Here is a 20,360-nt window from a genome sequence, read left to right as displayed (position 1 = left end):
TCTAAATTTATATTGTACACATCCTTATGTCTCATAGTAATACATCCCTCCTTGTTGTTCCACCCTCCTACTAAATTGGTTAAATTCAGCTATGCCGGGTATGTAATTACTAAGTAAGAAGTCTAACGCCAAGGAGGAAATTCATCATGTTAGATCAACGTTTGCAAAATAAAGTTGCAGTAGTCACAGGCGCAGGGTCCGGTATTGGAAAAGCTACAGCCATAAGGTTTGCTCAGCACGGAGCTAAGGTATATATGCTTGATCGCACCCCTGAGGAATCCTATGAAACTAAACGTGAAATTGAATCCATTGGAGGAACAGCTACAGTTATCGAATGCGATGTTTCCAATCCAGGTCTTGTCGAAGAAAGTATTCGTAAGGTTGCGGATGAGGCTCGGAAGATTGATATTATTTTTGCGAATGCTGGAATTAATGGTACATGGGCTCCAATCGAAACACTAGAAATCGAAGATTGGGACCAGACGCTAGATACCAACCTACGCAGTACCTTTGCCACAGTAAAATATGCTATCCCCCATATGAAAGAAAATGGCGGCAGCATCATTATCACTAGCTCTATTAACGGAAATCGAGTGTTCTCGAACATCGGCGCTGCTGCGTACTCCTCTTCCAAGGCTGGACAAGTCGCTTTTATGAAAATGGCTGCGCTAGAGCTGGCGCAATACGGTATCCGCGTAAATGCGGTCTGTCCTGGATCAATCGACACTCAAATTGGAGATAATACGGATAAGAGTGATGATCTTCAAGAAGTGATGATTCCTGTAGAATTTCCAAAAGGCAATCATCCTCTGGAAGATGCGCCCGGTAAACCTGAACAAGTAGCCAATCTAGTATTATTTCTCGCCTCGGATGAGTCTTTCCATGTCACAGGAACTGAGATCTATGTAGATGGTGCCGAGTCACTCCTTCGCGGATAACGTTTTACTTGAATCTTTATAATATTTTAAATTGCCTGCAACATTTTGGTCTAATCTACCATCTAAGAGTATGGAGGTGACGCATAATGAAGAAATCATTATTCATAAGTAATGTCAAAACAATGACGATAGCCTGCGGTATTCTAGCAGCAAGCCTGTCATTTGGAGCATCTGCTTTTGCTTTTTCGGATTTGAAAGGTGATCCTGCGGAAGCAAAAATTAACTCCCTGCATAAAGAGGGGATTATAAATGGAGTAGACAAAGATAAGTTCGCGCCTAAATCTAAAGTAAGCTTTGCCCAAGGGATTCAGTTCATCGTTGGGGGTCTGAATCTGTCTCCGAAGCCAGAGGCGGGTAACAGCTCATCCAAAGCTAGTGATTATTTTGATAAGGTGAACGACAAATCCTGGTATGCTTCAGCCTTCCTGACTGCCAAGCAAAATGGTCTTTCACTTGATCGAACAGTAGATCCTAACGGAACCATCACCCGTGCTCAGTTCGCTCACTTATTGACGCAAGCACTGCAAAGTAAAGGTAACTTCCCGGTTACACTGATGTATGTAGACATTAAGGATGGCGATAAACTTTCTACAGAGGTTATAAATAGTCTCCAGATCCTGCTGAATACACATATCGCCACACTCGATAAGAACGGTAATTTCCGGCCAAATGATGCCATTACCCGCTCGGAAGCAGCCGCAATGACCTACGATGCAGCTGCTTTTGCCAAACGCGTAATTGTGTCTAATGGCAGCCCTACTACTCCAACCTATGAGACTGAGGTTACACTAACCAAAGCGGGTGAAGGAGTAAACAAGGCTACATTGACCGTTAACAACTTACCGCATTCTGGATATGGACTAGTGATTGAGCGAATCGAATTTGGCAAAGACAAGACCGCAGTGATTTATTTTAATGTGACTGCTCCTGACCCAGGAAAAATGTACGCACAGGTGATCTCAAAAGCATCTGTTGTCACTTATCTGCCAGAGGGATATAAAGCGATCGCTAAATCGGTATCCGGATCTACATCTAGCGCTACGCAATAAAAGCTCCGGACTCGATTCTTATGGAACGAATCAAACGAAGGTGCCCCAAAAGCCGTAAAATGGCTACTGAGGCACCTTCGTTTTTTGGGTTCTCCCCCATGTTCTAAACTACCCAAGGACTAATAAGAATTTCTTACTTCTCAGGGTGTCCATTGATCGTGAATAATGCCTACTAGTGCATGATCCTCTCCAATCTTCTCGAAAACTAGACGCAGGCTGCGCCAGTCCATCCCTTCGACAGAAGGATCGATGCCAGTAATATGATATTCAACGAAATCATATTGCTCCTTGGGATACACTTCGTTCAAGTTATTGATCGTTGTACCTTGCCCAAGCCCCTTGTTCACAGCAATTTCGGCCGTCTGAATGAAGTCTGCATCGTAGACAAACCGCTTGTAGTAATCTGCGAATGTCAGCTCAATTAAATCACCCGATCCAGCAAATGTTCGCCAGACTCTTTTGGTAGAGTCATTCATTAATCCTTCCACTTCATCCTTGCTGAATACAAGATCATTCTTCGTATCTACGTATGCGTATGGAGAAAAACGTAACCCTTTATCTGAATGTACCCATGCGGCCAATTGCTTCATATCCTTATTTTTAATAGACCTTATGACTGTCGTCGCAGCTTCCTCTACAGTTGGCGGAAGTCCCTCCTGATCCAGTGGCTGATCCGTGCTTGATGGCTCCGTCTCCTGTAGTGGCTCCGTAGTAGCCGCTGGTTGTGCAGTTTGTGTCTGCTCTGGCTTTTGCTCAGGCATCTGCATTTGCGTCTGTTCTGGGGTCACCTTCGGTTCCGTTCCCGCTTCTGGCGTTCCTCTGCATGCTGTAAGCCATAACATAGCTGCTATCAGCGCCAAACCACCGATATTTCTTGCGAAGTACATAAGATCCCTCCTCGTTTTTGATCCCTCGCTCTTTAGACTGATTTGAACAAATGAAGGTTGCAGGCTTATACTAAAACTATCAGTCAAACAACTCTTATGAGAGGGCGGGGTTACTATCGATTTATCAGAGAAACTAAAGAGCCTTCCCCTGACTCCCGGCGTGTATCTCATGAAGGATGGCCTCGGCCATATTATATATGTGGGTAAGGCGAAACAGCTGAAACGGAGAGTGAAATCCTATTTTCAAAACTCGAAGTCTCATTCCCCAAAGGTAAAACAGCTCGTTCGACATATTAAAGATTTGGATATTATCCTTACAGATACCGAATTTGAAGCTTTTATGCTGGAGTGCAAATTAATTAAAGAAATAAAGCCCATGTACAATAGAAAAATGAAAAATCCGCAAGCCTATACGTATATCGTAATAGGAACGGATGATAAAATGCCTTCGTTAGAGATTACCTATGATCCTGCTGTTCAAAAAGGTAACCATATTTGGGGCCCCTACACGAGCAGAAGTACCGTGGAAAGAGCCGTGCAAGGCATCAAGGAAAGCTCAAAAATCCTTTGCAGCAATCCAAGCTTCAAAAATTCTTTATGCCTAAACCATTCGCTTGGCTTATGCATAGGGATGTGTGCTGGCGGCGATGCTGCCGTTCAATATAATACAATCATTGATAAAGTCATAGCCCTACTAAACGGAACGGATTCCAGTCTCCTTGTGGAGATGGAGCAACAGATGACTGAAGCTGCAGAGCAATTTGACTTCGAAACCGCCGCCAAATATAGGGATTACATCGGAGCCATCAGCTTCCTGAATCACAAAGAGAAGGTTATCGAATTCGCTGCAGAGAATCAGAATATCGCGATCCTTGAGGCCATGGATGAACAAACGCTTAAACTCATATTGCTCAAAGGCAATCGTATCCTGGCGCATACTAAGCTCGAATACGATCAACCCGATATTACCTACCTGCAATCCGTTATAACATCAGCGATTATGGACACTTTCTGCGGTGAACTTAACCAGGCCCCGGCAGCAATTACTCGCCATGAAATTGACGAAGCACAAATTATATACAGCTATTTAAAAAGCAGCTCGTGCAGCTACATCATCATGCAAGAGGATTGGCTTGCAGCTAACAATCATTCTCGTCTAGACACTGCGGTGGACAAGCTGTTGCGTATCTTTTTAAATGCTGCTCCAGCCCATTCGTATAATTAATCTACCTTGTAACTGCGGTGAATGTTTGGACTTCCGCCCGCTCTTGTCTTCAGATTTCTTGATTTCAAACCAGTATATGTGGTAGAAATCTGAAGACAAAGACGGACACTAACGCTCCTCCAGTTCCAAAACCCTCCTCCGTCCCCTTCATCTCATCTATTGGCTCAACTGTTACTCTAAACTTACCCAAAAAGAGCAGGTCTTCATTCCTTAAACGACAAAACAGGTTTCTCCCCCCATGTACGGAGCGGAAGAAACCTGTTTTGAAGCTTGCCTATCTCTCAACTATATTTACACAATCCTTCATCCAGAAGATTAACAGCAAAAGTTAATTTCTCTTCAGATACAATAAGCGGAGGATGCCAGGTGATGCAGTTTCCTCCAGCCAATTTAAAAGAAAGACCCTTCTCCAAGCAATAATACAGTACTTGCTCAGCTAATTCCTCATTCTTCTCTCTAGTCTCTCTGGACTTCACAAGTTCAATAGAAATCAGTAGTCCAGCAATACGGACATCTCCTATGCAAAGATGTTTAGCCGACAGAGTCTCAAGCTTCCCTCTTACAAATTCAGACCTGCTGATACATTGTTCCTGCAGATTTAAGTCATCGATATAATCGATGGTGGCACAGATCGCTGCACTTCCTAACGCCGGTTTCTCATGGGTATAGTGCCCCAAAGAAATATCCCCCGCACAATCATATTGCGTTCTGGTAAGCACCGCTGCTTGCGGGATCACCCCTCCGCCTAACCCTTTTCCGAGCACGAGGATATCCGGTTCGATATCGAAATTCTGATGGACGTAGAACCTACCGCTTCGCATCAGCGCTGTTGGAATCTCATCAAAAATCAGCAGAATCCCATATTCATCACATATTTTTCTTAATCTTGTGAAATAAGAGATAGGCGGGATATGCGTATCCGTCGCCCGAATAGGCTCAAGTAAGATCGCCCCGATCTCCCCCTCATGCTGAATCATATATTCCAGATAGTCGAGGCAGAAGGTAGCCACTGCTTCATGGGAATGACTTCCCAGCAGGTTGCGGTATGCGTTAAAAGGAATGGCTTTCAGCATTCCTGGCATTTGCGGGCCCATGTCCTTTTTAAACACGTATTCTCCTCCGACAGCGATTGTGTCCAGCCCCGCGCCATGGAAGGACTCCCACATGGAGATGACCTTATGCTTCCCCGTCCATTTGCGAGCAATCTTAAGGGCCAGACCTACAGCTGCACTTCCGGAAGGCGTAAATAATACTTTATAGTCCTTTGAGGCCGTTTTGTTGATTAAAGCTTCTGCAGCTTTCACTGCAATATCTGCCGTAAATCTTCTTGGAATGAACGGTAGCTCGTCGAGCTGTTTTTTCACAGCTTCAGTTACGTAAGGATTCTTATAGCCAATCTGATGAATGCTATTTCCATGAAAATCAAGATATTTGCGTCCATTCACATCTGTGATATAACATCCCTCAGCATCTACGATACTGTTCAAGCACGGCGTTGACATGGATTGTCGCATATATGCACGCTCGTCCGCTTCGATCCTATCTATACTCACAGCGCTTAACTGGGTCATCCACTCTGTCCGCAAGGGGCTAAAGTTGATGTCACCTTCTCTTTTCAGCTCATGATTATCTCGCATAAGGTCTGATTCCTTGAGAAATCAGTACATTGATTCGCCCAATCAGCTGAGGCAGCTCACTCATCGATTGAATCGTAAAGTCTGCCCCGTTTTGAATAAAAGAGGTTTGTGTCGCTGAGATCACCGTTTCCTTCTCCACGTCTGAAAGTGCATTAAATTCCTCCTGGCTTAAGCCCATTTCAGAGCTTCCAATGATTACACCTACGGACCAGACGCCTGCATTAACACCTTCTTGAATGTCTGAAATCGTATCACCTACCTTAACAACCTTCCATGCTGCCGATAACTTTAAAGCTTCCATATTATGATAAATCATATACGGGTAAGGTCTTCCCAGTGAATGCGTTCCATCTGGCGTGATTATATAATCCGGTTGATAGCCCTTCCCAGCGGCATTCGGAATTACAACATCCATCATGGACTCTGTATATCCAGTCGTTGAACCAATCTTTAGTCCTTGGCTTCTGAGCACTTGGACGGTCTCAATAACCTGCGGAATCGGATCAGTATATTCGGATAAGGATGCCATCAGGGCCGGTTCGAATTCAGCATACAGGTTCTCTACATCCTGTTCAGTAAAAGCTCTGCCATACTTTTCTTCCCACAAGGCACCTACTCTTGGCATGGATAACATCGCACGGATATGATCTATTTTCAGCATCCCCATAGGGGCTCTAGCTTCCTGCATCGTAACTTCAATCCCAGCCTCCCGAAAAATATCAAGGAAAACATTCACCGGTGCAAAGCAGCCAAAATCTACCGCTGTTCCTGCCCAGTCCAGAATTACGCCTTCGACTTGATTCATTGTGTCATTCCTCCCATGTATGCTTCGATAATATTACATAAGTTCTGAATATCTTCTTCGTAAATCTCACCAATATTCCCAATCCGGAAGGTGTCGTGCTCCGTTAATTTGCCTGGGTAGAGGACGTAGCCTTTTTCTTTCACATATTCATAGAAATCTTCAAAGCTGAATGTCTCGTTCGGAAAAAGAAAGGTGGTTATAATAGGAGACTGCTTATCGTTTGTGATATACGCCTCTATTCCTATTCTCGCAAGTCTTTCTCTCAGTATGCGGTTATTATTCTGGTATCTTGCTGCCCTTGCAGGAATGCCGCCTTCTTCGATCAGTTCTTCAATCGCTTTCGAAAATGCAGCCACTACATGGGTCGGAGACGTATAGCGCCATTTCCCATCCGCGTCCATCGCCTTCCATTGATCGTATAGATCAAGTGATAGACTACGTGCATTCCCTTTACATGTGAGCAGCTTATCCAGCTTTGCAATGACAAACCCAAATCCCGGAACACCCTGAATACATTTATTGGCGCTGCTGATTAAATAGTCAATTTCAAGCCCAGGTACATCAATCTCTATTCCACCGAAGCTGCTCATCGCGTCGATAATTAATGTTTTATCATAGGCTTTTGCCAGTTGTGAGATCATCTCCAGCGGGTTAAGAATCCCTGTCGTCGTCTCGCAATGCACCATCGCAATGTGCGTAATGGCTGGATCCTCTTTAAGAATCCCTCTAAGCTCTGCCTCTTGGGGGAATTCATTATATAGGGCACTATACACACGATAATGGAGTCCGATATATTGCGCCATTTGCACAATACGTTCTCCGTAGGCACCGTTTGTAATAATCAAAAGCTTATCATCCGCTGAAATCGCCGTAGTCAGCACAGATTCCACTGCAAACGTACCACTACCCTGCATGAGAACTGTCGTATATTCATCGTTCGTTGCCCTTGCCAAATCCAGAAGTCTGGATCTGATTTGTTGTGTAATGTTCTTATAGTCCTGGTCCCAAGTACAACGGTCAAAGAGCATTTGCTCTTTGACCGTGTTAGTAGTTGTCAATGGACCGGGTGTCAGCAATTTATAGTTGTTCATGGCCCTTCACTCCTTGTTCTAATCTTATTTATTTCGCTTCTTTAAAGAATTGTTGATGTTGCTCCAGCAGTTCCACAGTCAACGGCTTAACAAATTTCATACTGTGTGCAGGCTTATGGATATCACTAACCGTTTCATCTTTATACAGAGCCACTGGGTAATTTGTAATTAAGTCTTTTCTAGCATCTTTAATAATGGTTTCTGCCATTTTCATAGCCAGCTCTGTCGTTGCATCGTCTTTTTTCACCACGGCTACGGATTCTGTAAGCGAGAAGTTACCTTCTGTTGGATCTACATAGTCAATCGGTGCGCCTTCTTCTTTAGCTAATACTGCCTGATGACGAAGTCCAAAGCCTGCAGCCACTTCTCCTGCTTTTACCTTTTTAATCGGACCGGAGCCGGAGCTTTCCAGATGTGGGCCTACATTAGCAACTAAATCATGCAGAACCGTTTTACCTTCTTCTTCCCCGTATTGCGAAATAATCGCCTGAACCAACAACCAGCCTGTCGAAGAGTCCATAATGTTCGGAACAGATACCAAGCCTTTAAATTCTGGTTTTGTTAAATCCTTAATGGACGTTGGCATCGCCAAGCCCTTATCTTTAAGCACCGCTGTGTTTACAAAAATAGCACCGGTATTCGCCAAAATCGGCGTATAGTACGCTGGATAGGAATCTAGCGCGTTAGTCGTAAACGATAGATCTTTAAACATGCCATGTTTCTCTTGCGCACTTTCTACAAAATAAGAGCTCATCGTGATCAGGTTAGCCTCAATTTTGTCTCCCTCTGCCATCAGCTTTCCACCCAGCTCAGAAGTGCCCAAGGATTGAAAGAGATATTGCCCTTCGTACCCCGCACCTTTTAGCGCAGTCTCCATAGAGGCTACAGCTTCTTCATCCGCATTGGTCAAAATCACTACTTTACTCGCATCACCCGCTGCTTTATTTCCACAACCTGCTAATGTAAACACCAAACTCAAAGCCACGATAGACAACATAATTCCTTTGAATCCCTTAATCCTCTTAGACATAATTTCTCCCTCACTTTAACTGGTTTTTTTATATTTAAAATCGTTAACTAACGAGAGTTTGATTGCCGTTTCTGGAGATAGTCACCTAGGAGCTTAATGATAAGGTTGGTGCAAAAGATCAGGATGGATAGGACAAACACCTCATTAAATTTGGCGAAATGCTGCAGCTCTTTTATTTTGCTGGCAACTACCGAGGTTTGGGCAGTCACTAGAAAGATAATTCCGCTAATGGTCACCATCGCATTGATAAAATAGTAGCTGACCATCTCGATCACCGTGGATGCAGAGTTCGGTAGAATGACCCGGCGGATCGTCTGCAGCCAGCTGTCACCTAATAATTCAGCAGTGGTTTCCCACGATGGATTCATTTTCGCCAGAGAGTTCTTTGCCATCAAATAAGGAGTCGTAAAGTAATGAACAAGGGTGCAGAGCACAAGAATCGTAAAGGTTCCTTTGAGACTGCTGTTATTGAACAGAAGTAGATACGACAGACCAAGGACCATACCCGGTACCGTGTTCGTCACCATCGATAGGATGTCAAAAGTCGCTTTCCCTTTTATAGGCGTTCGCACATTGATGATAGCCGCAGCATAAGCCACGATCGTACCTACGATTGCCGTCAGTCCTGCTACGAGCAAGGAATTTTTATATACATTGATTAAATCGCTTGATTGAAAAACATCCACAAAATGCTTGAATGTAAACGTAAGATCATAAGGATAGCCTTTCATCAGTGGTGCAACGAACATGACTGCAAATACAGCAAGTAGCCCGATTAGAATCACGGATGAGATTAGTCCAAGAACCGAATCTCTGCCTTTATTCGGGATCATCTCGATTTCAGTCACCTTGTCATAATGGAAATTGAATTTTTCAAGATACGTTAACAGTACAACCCCGAACGCCGCCGGTATTAACATCAGTACAGCAATAACTGCCCCATTGTTGAAATCCGGTATAGCCCCAAGCATGACCTGATACAGCTGAGTAGCAACCACGTTATACGTCCCCCCCACCGATGCAGGGATCCCAAAATCCGTGAAGCTTAGGATAAAAGAAAGAACAAACGCCCCTCCCAAAGTGCCCCACAAAGGCCGAACGATCGTGTTCATGAAGCTTCGCAGCGTCCCATCCCCCATAAGCTTGGATACGACGATGAACTTTTTATCAATGTACTTGAACGAATTATGAATCAGCAGGAAAGCAGAAGGTAAGGTATAAATTACGTAGCCTATCAACAGCCCATTAAATCCATAAATCTCGAATAAATTCCGTCCGAAGATTTTAGTAATCAATCCCTGGTTGCCAAAAGAGTACATTATCGCAAACCCGTAAGTAATCGTAGGCAGCAGCATAGGAATCAGAATTCCAGTTCTAATGATGCTTTTTAACGGGCGATAGATTCTTGTACAGTGGATAGAATAGGCTAGGATAAAAGCTAGAACCGTCGTGATGAGTGCCGTAACACCGGAGACCTTCATACTATTTCCGATGGACTCTCGAATCTCTTGATCTTTCAAAATGGTGAGATAATTGGATACCGAATAACCTTGGCCCGTTTCAAATGAGCGGATAAATAAAACTGCCAGTGGTAAGATCAGAAACACGATAAATAACAATACGATTGGGATAAAAATGATCCGCATTTCCGGTTTAGCTTTAGGCATAATGTTCACCGAACAGGTTATAGATATTTTCCCGTTTCACTTGCAGTTGCCCTAAAATAAATTCTTTTACAAAATCATTGCTAGGTTGTTGAATGATCTCTTGAGGTGTTCCAAATTGGGCAATATGACCTTGATTAATGATGAGAATTTTATCCGACAGGGTTAACGCCTCTTCCGGGTCATGGGTGACGATAATCGTCGTAAGCTTGTATTCTCTGGCGATGGATTTAATCCGAGCTTTAATAGATTCCTTGATGATTCCATCCAGTGCGCTTAGAGGTTCATCAAGCAGTAATAATTTGGGCTTCATTACGAGCGTTCTTGCCAAAGCCACCCTTTGCTTCTGCCCACCCGATAGAGCGCCGATCTTCTTCGTTAAATGCGGCTTTAATTCCAGAAACTCGATATACTCCTGAACCTCATGCTCCGACGTTAATCCCTTTTTATTTTTCAGACCATAAACGATATTTTCGTAAGCATTAAGGTTGGGGAAGAGCGCATAATCCTGGAACACTATATTAAATCCGCGTTTCTTCATGGGTACATTGCTTAAATCTTGATCATTAAAAATGATTTGCCCCTGCTCCATCTTAGCCAATCCCAAGATGATGTTTAGCAAAGTGGTTTTGCCACTCCCGCTGGGGCCGAGTAAGGAGACAATTTCCCCTGCTTGGATGTCTAGACTAATATCCTCTAGAACAACCTTGTTATCGTAATGCTTGCTTATGTTTTGTAATTTAAGCAAAGGTTCCACCTCCTCAAGTACAACCTCAGTATAAAAAGGTTTTGTTTTTGAGGATAAACAGTTACGTAAAATTTATGTAAATTATAAATAAGTTGTGAGTATATTATAAGTATATCATGACTAACTTAGAAAGGAGTAGTTGCTACCCTATATTAATCCCTTTATACTTCAACTATCGAAAGCGATATAAACTTTGAATGGGTGATTACATGTTTCCACTGGAAAGACAAAAGAAAATCATAGAAATCTTAATGTTCAAAAAGGTTCAGAAGCTGCCGGAGCTAGCAGAAGAGCTTAATATTTCTATCGATACCCTTCGCAGAGATATCAACCTGCTGGACAAGCAAGGGAAGATCAAGAAGATTTATGGTGGAATTAAACTGGTGGAATCGGAGTTTGCTGAATCTCCAATGGATGCGCGGATGGTCGGTCACTTAGAGGAAAAGAAAATGATCGCCCAAAAGTGCAGCGAATATATCAACGATGGGGATTGCATCTATCTGGACAGCGGCTCTACCACCTATCAGATCGCCAAATATATCAAGAATAAAAAGAATCTCACGGTCATTACGAACTCCATTCCTGTGGTAAACGAGCTGATGAACAGTGCGGTTGAGCTTATTATCATTGGCGGAAAGGTCCGACTAAATGAGCAGTCTGTCATTGCATATGATTATCTATTTAATTTCAGTGAATTAAATATCCTTAAGGCTTTTATTTGCGCAAGCGGCATTACCCTTGAAAAAGGCATCTCCGACTATAACCTGGAGGAAGCGCAAACGCGCAAAAAAATTATCGATCTCTCCAAAGAAGTTTATGTTGCCGCTGACCATACTAAATTCGGGAAAGATGTGACCATCGGCATCGCCTCACTCGATAAAATTGGATACATTATTACCGACCGTAATATAGATCGAAGCTTCCTCCAGAAGTTTAAAACCAAACGCACGAGCTTGATTGTTGCGGAATAAAGACTTTCTTCATCCATCTAAAAACACAAAAAGGCCTCTCCTTGGATTTGAAATGGTGGTGGTACTTCCATTTTACCTAAGGGAGGTTTTTTTAGTGTTTTTTTAAGGATCGCAGACACTTACCTTAACATCATAGACAGCATTTCAGGAATCTCTTAAACTAAAAAATCAGAAGTACTATTACATTATGGAGTGTGAATATGCCCTTGAATCAGATGTCCGAATTACACCAGAGAAACAAATTAATTATTTACTTGTTTTGGGGCTGTTTGTTGTTCGGTTCAATTTCGCTTTACAGATTTCCACAAACAATCATGGCGATTATATCAGCAGCGGTACCCCTTGGATTATTGTGTACGGTACTAATTTGGAAACGTGTGGCTACACCCTATATTATGTACATAACAGCTATTGGCTTTAATATCATTACATACTTCTACATCGATGCAGGGGCAAATATCATTAGTACGTTAATTCTATACTGGGGTCTAGGCATCGTATCCCTCTATCACAACTATCGCCCATTGCTCCTTAATGGTGTGATAGCTTGTATCTTACTCAACTATTTTCTGATGACCAAACCCGCTTTCGAATCCGTTGACGCCTTAAGTGTTAACGTTTTTCTCATCATGATGATACTGGTTCTGATCTATCAGAGTCAGATTGGTGCGAAAATGTTCAAAAATATGTCTAAGAGCAGAAACGAAGCTGAACGTGCCAGAGCGGAAATGGAGACCATCCTTACAGGTGTTACTGAATCCGTAGGAGTTCTGAGTCAATCTAGTAACCTAATGCATAACAACGTACTGACAACAGATCGAATTTCCAAAGAAGTCGTAACCGCCTTCCAAGAGATAGCTAGTGGAGTAGAATCACAAGCACAAAGTGTTAGCGAAATCTCAAATGCTATGCAGCAGTTAAACGAATCAGCTATGCAGGCAAATGCTGCCTCCGTCTCCATGAGCAATAGAAGCCGTGAAACGGATCAAATTACGCAAGAGGGGCAAGATGAAATCATTCGCTTAACTGGAACTATGTCTGAAGTTACGGATATCGTAACGAGTACTGCTGGCTTGATGACACAAATGAATGAAGAAAATCAGAAGATTGAATCGATTGTTTCCAGCATCGTAGGAATTGCTGAGCAGACGAATCTTTTGTCGCTAAATGCTTCCATTGAAGCCGCTCATGCGGGGGAACACGGCAAAGGTTTCGCAGTCGTATCCAATGAAATCCGAAAATTGGCACAGAGCTCCCACAATGCATCGGCGGACATTGCCCGGATTCTCAGAAGCATTCAAAATAATATTGCCCAGGTTGGCGATATGGTTTCTAACGGGTTGCTAGTTGTAGAATCAGGAAAAAATTCCACTGATGATATCGCTCGATTATTCGAGGGCATTCGAAATAATACACACCAGGTGCTTGAACAAGCAGAAGACCTGAAGGATAGGAGCGATCATATCCGGCATGCATCCACCCTTGTACTCGGCGAAGTTAATTCAGTGGCTGCAATTACCGAAGAGAATACCGCAGCTATTGAACAAGTCCTCGCTAGCGCTGAGGTCCAGCAACAACATGTTTCTGAAACGGTGATTAGCATCAGCAATCTAAATGAGTTAGCTATTAAGTTAGACAATTTAACGAGATCTTCATAGATACAGCTGTTTGTTTCAATACCATTCAGTCAAAAGAAAAAGCCATCTACTCCTCACGAAGTAGATGGCTTTCTTTGTTCACTTAGTTCACTTTAGCTAAGACTTCCTGCCTCAACACGCGGCGGACGCATGGTCAGGCTGACCCGGCCCTTCTTCAGGTCAACACCCATCACCCAGACGGTGACATTATCTCCTACGGAGACAACATCCATCGGGTGCTTCACAAAGCTGCCGCTGAGCTGGGATATATGCACCAGCCCATCGTTCTTGATCCCGATATCGACGAATGCGCCGAAATCGATCACGTTGCGGACGGTTCCCTGCATTTCCATGCCGGGAACCAGATCCTCGATCTTCAGCACGTCGGTGCGGAAGATCGGCAACGGCAGCTCCTCGCGCGGATCGCGGCCCGGACGCTGCAAGCTCTCCAGGATGTCGCGAAGCGTTGGCACGCCGACATCCAGCTTCACAGCCAGCTCCTCGGCATTTTGTGCCTCCAGCTGTGAAGCCACTTCTTTGCTGCCCAGCTTGTTTACATCTAGGCTCAGCTCACGGAACAACCGATCCACCACCGGATATGACTCCGGGTGAATAGGCGTGCGGTCCAAGGTGTTATCCCCTCCAGGAATCCGCAGGAAGCCGATACATTGCTCATAGGACTTCGCACCCAGACGAGGCACCTTTTGCAGCTGCTTCCGAGTCGTGAACTTACCGTTCTCTTCACGGAATTTAACGATATTCTTAGCAATCGTTCCATTAACGCCAGCTACGTAAGAGAGCAAGGCTGGAGATGCCGTATTCACATCAACACCCACATGGTTAACCGCCGATTCCACGACGGCCTTAAGACTCTCCTCCAGATGCTTCTGGGAGACGTCATGCTGATACTGTCCCACACCGATAGCTTTCGGATCGATCTTCACCAGCTCCGCCAGCGGGTCCTGCACACGGCGGGCGATAGAAGCCGCGCTGCGCTCTGCGACATCCAGATCCGGGAACTCCTCCTGCGCTAGCTTAGAAGCAGAATAGACACTCGCTCCTGCTTCATTAACGATCAGGTAGGCCAGCTCTGGATTACCAATTTCAGCAATCACTTCTGCAGTAAATTGCTCGGTCTCACGAGAGCCTGTACCATTTCCGATAACAATAAGCTGTATGCCATATTTAGCGATTAGTTCTTTAAACTTAGCAGCAGCTTCAACCTTCTTGTTGTTCGGTGGTGTTGGATAGGTCACAGCTACTTCAAGCAGCTTACCAGTATCGTCTACGACGGCCAGCTTACAGCCGGTACGGTAGGCAGGGTCAACACCCAGCACACAGCGTCCCTTAACCGGCGGCTGCAGCAGCAAGCTGCGTAGATTACCAGAGAAGATTGAGATCGCTTGATTCTCGCCCCGCTCGGTCATCTCCCCACGAACCTCACGCTCCACAGAAGGAGCTATCAGACGCTTGTAGGCATCCTCAGTCACTGCCTCCAGCAGTTCCTTCACTGGGGATGGGCCTTTAATGATTTTCCGCGCAATGTAAGCATGAATTTTGTCAGTGATAACCTCAATGCCTACCTTTAATATATTCTCACGTTCACCGCGGTTAATAGCGAGTATACGGTGAGGCGGCATTTTGTGTACAGGCTCACGATAGCTATAGTAGTTCTCGTATACGGATTCCTGCTCTGCATCCTTAGCTTCAGACACAAGGATCCCCTGACTTGCCGTATATTGCCGAACCCAAGAGCGGATCGCAGGATCATCTGCAATGTTCTCGGCGATGATATCCAGTGCGCCTTGAAGCGCTTGATCTGCGGTCTCCACTCCTTTTTCAGCATCTATATATTTCACAGCCTCGGTTTGTGGATCCCCATGTCTCTGCTGCTCCATAATCCAGTTCGCAAGCGGCTCTAAGCCTTTTTCCTTCGCGACACTAGCACGAGTCTTACGCTTCTGACGGAAAGGACGATACAAATCCTCCACTTCCTGCAGCTTGACCGCATTGGTAATTTGTTCATGAAGCTCCTTGGTCAGCTTGCCCTGCTCTTCAATATTGCGGATAACGTCTTTCTTACGTTCGCCCAAATTGCGAAGATAAGCCAGGCGCTCTTCAATATCACGCAGCGCATTCTCGTCCAGCTCACCCGTCATTTCTTTCCGGTATCTGGCGATGAACGGAATCGTATTCCCCTCATCCAGCAGTCCAACCGTTGTACGCACCTGCTTCAGGCTAATGTTCAATTCCTTGGCAATCGCTACAGTAATCAATTCCTGCTCCCGCTGTGCGGCCGCCTCTTCCGTAATGACTCCCGTTTTGCTGTTATCTACCGTCATTAGTATCCCTCTTCCCGTACACAATCTGCTTATACAATTCTTGTTCTCATAACTAAAATAGTATCACAGATCGGCTCTGTTCCAAAGTCCAGCCTAGAGAGGAGGTAGATTGGGTGGTTTACGCGCGTTGTCCCATTCCCCTTTTTCCAGAACTAAGTGACAACATAAAACATAATGCTAGAACAAACGCCGCTGCCACATATGGAAAGTTAATACTTAGATCAAAAAGATACCCTGCAACGATAGGCCCTGCGATATTTCCAAGACTCGTATAAGCAGAGTTCATTCCTGCTACGAAGCCTTGCTGCGTTTCCCCCGCCATTTTGGATAACTGGGTGCCTACCGCTGGTCGAAGAATATCCATAGCCAAGAATACGACAAAGGTAATCGCACAAATCGCCCAGAAGCCACTTACAAACAGCGTCAACAGAATAAACATTGCAGCAGTTATAAGGCAAGTGGAGATTACCTTATTCTCGCCGAATTTATTCAGAATCCAGCCAAACGCGGATACCTGCACCACAGCACCGGCGATCGAGCCAAAGGTAATTACAAAAGCAATATCTTTAGGGGTAAAGCCAAATTTATGGTCCACGAACAATCCGAACACCGTTTCATAGTTAGCCAATCCAAAAGCCATAACAAATACAATAATTAACCCGAAAAAGTAAGGTTCACGATAAGAACGCATCAATTGCGTGAAGAAGCTCTCCTGATTATTTTTAGATAGCTTCGCTTCCATCCGTTTCTCTACAGACAGAGACTCAGGCAAGATCAAAACTGTAATTAGAGCTGCGATCCCAGCCGCACCAGCCGCACAGAAAAAGGGTACCCGCATGCCAAGCTCAGCAAGATAACCGCCAATCCCTGGACCGATAATAAATCCGGTAGTAATGGCTGCATTAATAAGCCCCATGCCTTTCGCTCTCTCTTCAAAAGAGGTCGTGTCCGCTACATAAGCCATAACTGCTGGCATAATTAACGCAGCGCCTACACCACCGAGCAGTCTTGAAACGAACAAGAGCCAGGACACATTCGCCAGACCAAAGAGCAGCTCTGAAAAAGCAAACACGATCAGACCCGCAACAATCACTTTTTTTCGGCCAATTCTGTCGGATAACCTGCCCGCGAATGGCGATACTAATAATTGGGCAAGGGAGAATGAAGCCACTAACAGCCCAACGGTACTTCCTGTGATCCCAAGTTCGTTCATGTAAGTAGGCATGATAGGGACTACAAGTCCGATCCCTGTAAAAGCAAGAAAAATATTAAGCATAACAAGTAGCATAGCGCCCCTGTTTCTAAGTAGTAATGACATTGTGTTAACCTCCGTAGTTTTTAAAGCCAAGTCTTCGAATAATTTCCTTTTAGAGACCGACCATCCGGTCTAAATTATAGCAAAAAAAATAGTCCTTCTAATCCGGTGCCTTTAAGAAGCTTCAGCCTTCTTGATTCCTGAATGTAAAGCTTCTTTCAAGCCCCATTATATCTTATCCCGTATATATCCCTTGTAATAACAGTCGTACTGATTCCCGGTAATATTTTTTGATATCATCCGGAGTCTTTTCAGGAATAGAACATTCAGCAGCTCTTCCGATCCCTTCGAGCATACCATTTACAATAATCACATAATCCTCTAAATCACCCTTAATAAAATACCCCGTGTCCATGCCTTCCTTCAGAAGATCACGACACGCATGCGAGGCAGCCTCATATAAATGAGCAAGCCGCTTAGTGATATCCTCCGGATGAACTCTGCTTCTTGAGAATTCCTCAAGCGCCTGAATCAACGGATTCTGAAAATCATTTGCATAGTGCTCGGCTAAAGCATATAAACGCTCCTGAACACCAACAATTTCATTCTTCTTATCTTCCCACGCCTGTAACCACTGCGCGGTATCCTCTTCTACCACATATAGAAAAAGTTCATCCTTGCTCGGAAAATGATGATATAAGCTGCCCTTACTAACATTCGAGGCTACGCAAACTTCATTCATGGTTACAGCTGCATACCCCTTCTGAACAAACAGCTGTGTGGCTTTAAGTACAATTCGTTTCTTTGTTTCTTCTCCGTCTGAACGTCCTCTGATTCTAAGCACCTCCTAAACCGACCGTACGGTCTAATACTATCAGATCATTTTGTAAAAGTGAACCCCTAATCCTTTTTTACCATGAGTTCGTAAAAATGCACATCAAAAGACGCCCGGATTCGTACCCGAGCGCCTATCTCATGGATTATCTATAACCCTGGGTGATTAAAAATCAATCAGTCCGAGGCTGATTTGCAGCGAATCATCCACCTTCTTCATAGTCTCATCATCAAGGTGGGTGATCTTGTCAGTTAAGCGTTGTTTGTCAATCGTCCTAACCTGCTCCAGCAGTATAACAGAGTCTCTGTCAAAGCCATGAGCTGCTGCGTCAATTTCCACATGCGTAGGTAATTTAGCCTTCTGGATTTGGGCCGTGATTGCGGCCACAATTACCGTCGGGCTAAAGCGATTGCCAATATCATTCTGGATTACCAGTACTGGCCTTACTCCGCCTTGCTCAGAACCTACAACCGGCGAAAGATCAGCAAAAAAAACATCGCCACGTTTAACGATCAATGTCTACACCCCGCTTACTAAGCGGCCAAGAGTGCTGTCTGCATCTTCCTCCGCGAGGAACGCCTCGCATGCCATGGTCAAGTTGATCTTAGCCATTTCCATGTAGCCGCGCTGCATGGACTCCCGGATAGAACGTTTCCTCCGTTCGCTCAAATACAGCTTCATGGCCTGCCTAATCAATTCACTCCGGTTGGAATTCTCCAATTGAACAATTCCGTCCACTTCCTGCAAGAGATGATCGGGCAAGCTGATCATGATTCTTTTGGTGTTCTGCAAATTGGCCACCTTCTCTTCCACCCCCACAAACCTTCTGCCCTTGTGTTCCAGTGTTGCAATATACAAGGAATTTTATACAAGGAATATATGCCGCCAGTATATCAAGTATGCTGCATCCCATTATAAACTAGAAATGGCGGTTCGTATAGGCTTTTAGTCATATCTCCTAAAACGATACAATTCCTTCTATTTTCTCCCTTGAATAACATCACTGTCAAGAACTTTAAGATTGTAACAGAGCATTTACTAATTTAGGAAGTGTGCCTTCACGGATATAAACGCGCGGCACCCGATGAGCCAGCATGCAAATTACCTCGTAGTGAATCGTTCCAAGATGGAGAGCCAACTCGTCTGCCGTGACCATCACGTCAGCTTGACGGCCGATGAGTACAACTTCTTCGCCTGCTTTAATTTGTTCCGCTTCTTCAGCGAAAGATTTGAGTGATACCATACACTGATCCATGCAGATTGTTCCGACGACAGGAACGCGGCGTCCACGTATTAACACCTCCGCTTTGCCAGTTAGCATGCGGGAATATCCGTCTGCGTACCCCACAGGTAACGTTGCGATAATCTCCTCGCTGTCTGTGAAGTACCGAGTGCCGTAGCTGACGCCCCAATGAGAAGGCAGGCTCTTCACATATACAACCTGCGTCTTCAGCGTCATTACCGGATGTAGTTCTACCAGCTGACGGTTTACCTCAGTTGAGGGATAAAATCCGTACAAGCTGATGCCTACCCGCACCATGTTGCTGGATAAATAAGGTGAATCAATGGCCGTAGCGCTATTGCCCGTATGTATGATCGGGATCTGAATGTTCTGCTCCCGCAGCGTTTCCGCCACGCTCATGAACCGTCGATGCTGTTCCAGTGTATAGCTTTTGTCTAGTTCGTCTGCCTTGGCAAAATGGGTAAACATACCCTCCAGCTCCGCCTGCGCAACAGACTGCACTTCAGAGATAAATGCGGGTGCGTCATCTGGTAAAAGACCCAGTCGCCCCATCCCGCTATCAATCTTGATATGCACCTTCAGCCGATGTTCCGGATCTACAGGAAGCTGTCTAACAGCCTCTAATACTTCCGGTGTGAACAGTGTTACAGTTACATGGTTCTCCCAGGCAACGGCTATTCCTTCTGGAGAAGTGTAGCCAAGCACCAGTATAGGAATCAGTATTCCCGCCTGACGCAGCTCCAATGCTTCATCCAAAAAAGCCACACTAACATAATCTGCTCCGAGTCTTTCCAGTTCCCGTGTCACTTCCACTGCTCCATGGCCGTACGCATTTCCTTTGACGCATCCCATAAACTTTGTCTCTGCCGGCAAGTAGCGGCGAAAGGCTTCGTAATTGGCACGCAATTCATCCAGATTAATTTCGGCTACTGTCGGTCGATAGCTTGCTTGCACTTCAAAGTCACCTTCTTACGTTGTAGTAAAACGTCATAGCTGTAATGAT

Annotated in this window: 18 protein-coding genes; 5 read left to right on the top strand and 13 right to left on the bottom strand. The window is 44.7% G+C overall.

Annotated elements, in window-relative coordinates; all coding sequences use genetic code 11:
• The first annotated feature begins 146 nt into the window (after nt 1–146).
• Together NSS87_RS06120 and NSS87_RS06115 are read left to right on the top strand one after the other, a co-directional pair.
• Complete coding sequence (locus NSS87_RS06120) at nt 147–938, top strand: SDR family NAD(P)-dependent oxidoreductase (RefSeq protein WP_339245583.1); 792 nt, start codon at nt 147–149, stop codon at nt 936–938.
• A gap of 86 nt (nt 939–1,024) precedes the next feature.
• Nucleotides 1,025–1,987 carry an S-layer homology domain-containing protein gene (locus NSS87_RS06115; RefSeq protein ID WP_339245581.1) on the top strand — a complete coding sequence of 321 codons (963 nt, stop codon included), beginning with the start codon at nt 1,025–1,027 and terminating at the stop codon, nt 1,985–1,987.
• Between the two features lie 140 nt (nt 1,988–2,127).
• Here the strand turns inward: NSS87_RS06115 and NSS87_RS06110 are convergent, their stop codons facing one another.
• Nucleotides 2,128–2,874 carry a hypothetical protein gene (locus tag NSS87_RS06110; protein ID WP_339245579.1) on the bottom strand — a complete coding sequence of 249 codons (747 nt, stop codon included), beginning with the start codon at nt 2,872–2,874 and terminating at the stop codon, nt 2,128–2,130.
• 169 nt (nt 2,875–3,043) lie between these two features.
• Between NSS87_RS06110 and NSS87_RS06105 the strand changes: the two genes are divergently transcribed.
• Nucleotides 3,044–4,099 (top strand): UvrB/UvrC motif-containing protein, encoded by a 1,056-nt coding sequence (locus NSS87_RS06105; protein WP_339245577.1) that lies wholly within the window; start codon nt 3,044–3,046, stop codon nt 4,097–4,099.
• A 281-nt stretch (nt 4,100–4,380) separates the two neighbouring features.
• On the opposite strand, the gene NSS87_RS06100 is transcribed toward NSS87_RS06105, so the two are convergent.
• Genes NSS87_RS06100 through NSS87_RS06075 form a run of 6 tightly spaced genes read right to left on the bottom strand, consistent with a single transcriptional unit; the run spans nt 4,381 to nt 11,074 of the window.
• Nucleotides 4,381–5,736: an aspartate aminotransferase family protein gene (locus tag NSS87_RS06100; protein ID WP_339245575.1), complete on the bottom strand. Its 1,356-nt coding sequence runs from the start codon at nt 5,734–5,736 to the stop codon at nt 4,381–4,383.
• Nucleotides 5,726–6,541 carry a phosphonoacetaldehyde hydrolase gene (gene phnX / locus NSS87_RS06095; RefSeq protein ID WP_339245572.1) on the bottom strand — a complete coding sequence of 272 codons (816 nt, stop codon included), beginning with the start codon at nt 6,539–6,541 and terminating at the stop codon, nt 5,726–5,728. Before phnX ends, NSS87_RS06100 begins: the two co-directional genes overlap by 11 nt.
• Nucleotides 6,538–7,632: a 2-aminoethylphosphonate--pyruvate transaminase gene (gene phnW / locus NSS87_RS06090; RefSeq protein ID WP_339245570.1), complete on the bottom strand. Its 1,095-nt coding sequence runs from the start codon at nt 7,630–7,632 to the stop codon at nt 6,538–6,540. The genes phnX and phnW overlap by 4 nt, the downstream gene beginning before the upstream one ends.
• Before the next feature lie 28 nt (nt 7,633–7,660).
• Complete coding sequence (locus NSS87_RS06085; protein WP_339245568.1) at nt 7,661–8,662, bottom strand: extracellular solute-binding protein; 1,002 nt, start codon at nt 8,660–8,662, stop codon at nt 7,661–7,663.
• Nucleotides 8,663–8,709: 47 nt separating this feature from the next.
• On the bottom strand, nt 8,710–10,329 hold the full coding sequence (locus NSS87_RS06080; RefSeq protein WP_339245565.1) for an ABC transporter permease subunit: 1,620 nt from the start codon (nt 10,327–10,329) through the stop codon (nt 8,710–8,712).
• Nucleotides 10,322–11,074 (bottom strand): ABC transporter ATP-binding protein, encoded by a 753-nt coding sequence (locus tag NSS87_RS06075; RefSeq protein WP_042124736.1) that lies wholly within the window; start codon nt 11,072–11,074, stop codon nt 10,322–10,324. Before NSS87_RS06075 ends, NSS87_RS06080 begins: the two co-directional genes overlap by 8 nt.
• A 209-nt stretch (nt 11,075–11,283) precedes the next feature.
• On the opposite strand from NSS87_RS06075, the gene NSS87_RS06070 reads away from it, so the two are divergent.
• Together NSS87_RS06070 and NSS87_RS06065 are read left to right on the top strand one after the other, a co-directional pair.
• Nucleotides 11,284–12,045: a DeoR/GlpR family DNA-binding transcription regulator gene (locus NSS87_RS06070; protein WP_076284150.1), complete on the top strand. Its 762-nt coding sequence runs from the start codon at nt 11,284–11,286 to the stop codon at nt 12,043–12,045.
• Nucleotides 12,046–12,245: 200 nt separating this feature from the next.
• Nucleotides 12,246–13,703: a methyl-accepting chemotaxis protein gene (locus NSS87_RS06065; protein ID WP_042185481.1), complete on the top strand. Its 1,458-nt coding sequence runs from the start codon at nt 12,246–12,248 to the stop codon at nt 13,701–13,703.
• Nucleotides 13,704–13,795: 92 nt separating this feature from the next.
• Here the strand turns inward: NSS87_RS06065 and NSS87_RS06060 are convergent, their stop codons facing one another.
• The 6 genes from NSS87_RS06060 to alr all read right to left on the bottom strand — a co-directional run bounded on the left by NSS87_RS06060 (nt 13,796) and on the right by alr (nt 20,311).
• A complete protein-coding gene (locus NSS87_RS06060; RefSeq protein WP_339245559.1) occupies nt 13,796–16,024 on the bottom strand; it encodes a Tex family protein in 2,229 nt (742 codons plus the stop codon).
• Nucleotides 16,025–16,142: 118 nt separating this feature from the next.
• Complete coding sequence (locus tag NSS87_RS06055; RefSeq protein ID WP_076284029.1) at nt 16,143–17,342, bottom strand: MFS transporter; 1,200 nt, start codon at nt 17,340–17,342, stop codon at nt 16,143–16,145.
• A 172-nt stretch (nt 17,343–17,514) separates the two neighbouring features.
• Nucleotides 17,515–18,123 (bottom strand): TetR/AcrR family transcriptional regulator, encoded by a 609-nt coding sequence (locus tag NSS87_RS06050; RefSeq protein ID WP_339245557.1) that lies wholly within the window; start codon nt 18,121–18,123, stop codon nt 17,515–17,517.
• A 156-nt stretch (nt 18,124–18,279) separates the two neighbouring features.
• Entirely contained in the window at nt 18,280–18,630 is a 351-nt protein-coding gene (locus tag NSS87_RS06045) for a type II toxin-antitoxin system PemK/MazF family toxin (RefSeq protein WP_042124727.1), read from the bottom strand.
• Between the two features lie 3 nt (nt 18,631–18,633).
• A complete protein-coding gene (locus NSS87_RS06040) occupies nt 18,634–18,915 on the bottom strand; it encodes a CopG family ribbon-helix-helix protein (protein ID WP_025698676.1) in 282 nt (93 codons plus the stop codon).
• Between the two features lie 214 nt (nt 18,916–19,129).
• The gene (gene alr / locus NSS87_RS06035) at nt 19,130–20,311 is read right to left on the bottom strand and encodes an alanine racemase (protein WP_149645231.1); all 1,182 of its coding nucleotides are present in this window, start codon (nt 20,309–20,311) and stop codon (nt 19,130–19,132) included.
• Between the last annotated feature and the right edge of the window lie 49 nt (nt 20,312–20,360).

Source organism: Paenibacillus sp. FSL F4-0243 (genome assembly GCF_037963295.1).
Taxonomy (GTDB): domain Bacteria; phylum Bacillota; class Bacilli; order Paenibacillales; family Paenibacillaceae; genus Paenibacillus_AQ.
The sequence above is the reverse complement of the archived record's forward strand: the minus strand, read 5'-3'. Positions and strand labels throughout refer to the sequence as shown.

Excerpts from the sequence above, each read along its gene's own strand:
- NSS87_RS06120 (WP_339245583.1), top strand. The coding sequence starts at position 147 with ATGTTAGATCAACGTTTGCAAAATAAAGTTGCAGTAGTCACAGGCGCA.
- NSS87_RS06115 (WP_339245581.1), top strand. The coding sequence starts at position 1,025 with ATGAAGAAATCATTATTCATAAGTAATGTCAAAACAATGACGATAGCC.
- NSS87_RS06110 (WP_339245579.1), bottom strand. The coding sequence starts at position 2,874 with ATGTACTTCGCAAGAAATATCGGTGGTTTGGCGCTGATAGCAGCTATG.
- NSS87_RS06105 (WP_339245577.1), top strand. The coding sequence starts at position 3,044 with ATGAAGGATGGCCTCGGCCATATTATATATGTGGGTAAGGCGAAACAG.
- NSS87_RS06100 (WP_339245575.1), bottom strand. The coding sequence starts at position 5,736 with ATGCGAGATAATCATGAGCTGAAAAGAGAAGGTGACATCAACTTTAGC.
- phnX (WP_339245572.1), bottom strand. The coding sequence starts at position 6,541 with ATGAATCAAGTCGAAGGCGTAATTCTGGACTGGGCAGGAACAGCGGTA.
- phnW (WP_339245570.1), bottom strand. The coding sequence starts at position 7,632 with ATGAACAACTATAAATTGCTGACACCCGGTCCATTGACAACTACTAAC.
- NSS87_RS06085 (WP_339245568.1), bottom strand. The coding sequence starts at position 8,662 with ATGTCTAAGAGGATTAAGGGATTCAAAGGAATTATGTTGTCTATCGTG.
- NSS87_RS06080 (WP_339245565.1), bottom strand. The coding sequence starts at position 10,329 with ATGCCTAAAGCTAAACCGGAAATGCGGATCATTTTTATCCCAATCGTA.
- NSS87_RS06070 (WP_076284150.1), top strand. The coding sequence starts at position 11,284 with ATGTTTCCACTGGAAAGACAAAAGAAAATCATAGAAATCTTAATGTTC.
- NSS87_RS06065 (WP_042185481.1), top strand. The coding sequence starts at position 12,246 with ATGCCCTTGAATCAGATGTCCGAATTACACCAGAGAAACAAATTAATT.
- NSS87_RS06060 (WP_339245559.1), bottom strand. The coding sequence starts at position 16,024 with ATGACGGTAGATAACAGCAAAACGGGAGTCATTACGGAAGAGGCGGCC.
- NSS87_RS06055 (WP_076284029.1), bottom strand. The coding sequence starts at position 17,342 with ATGTCATTACTACTTAGAAACAGGGGCGCTATGCTACTTGTTATGCTT.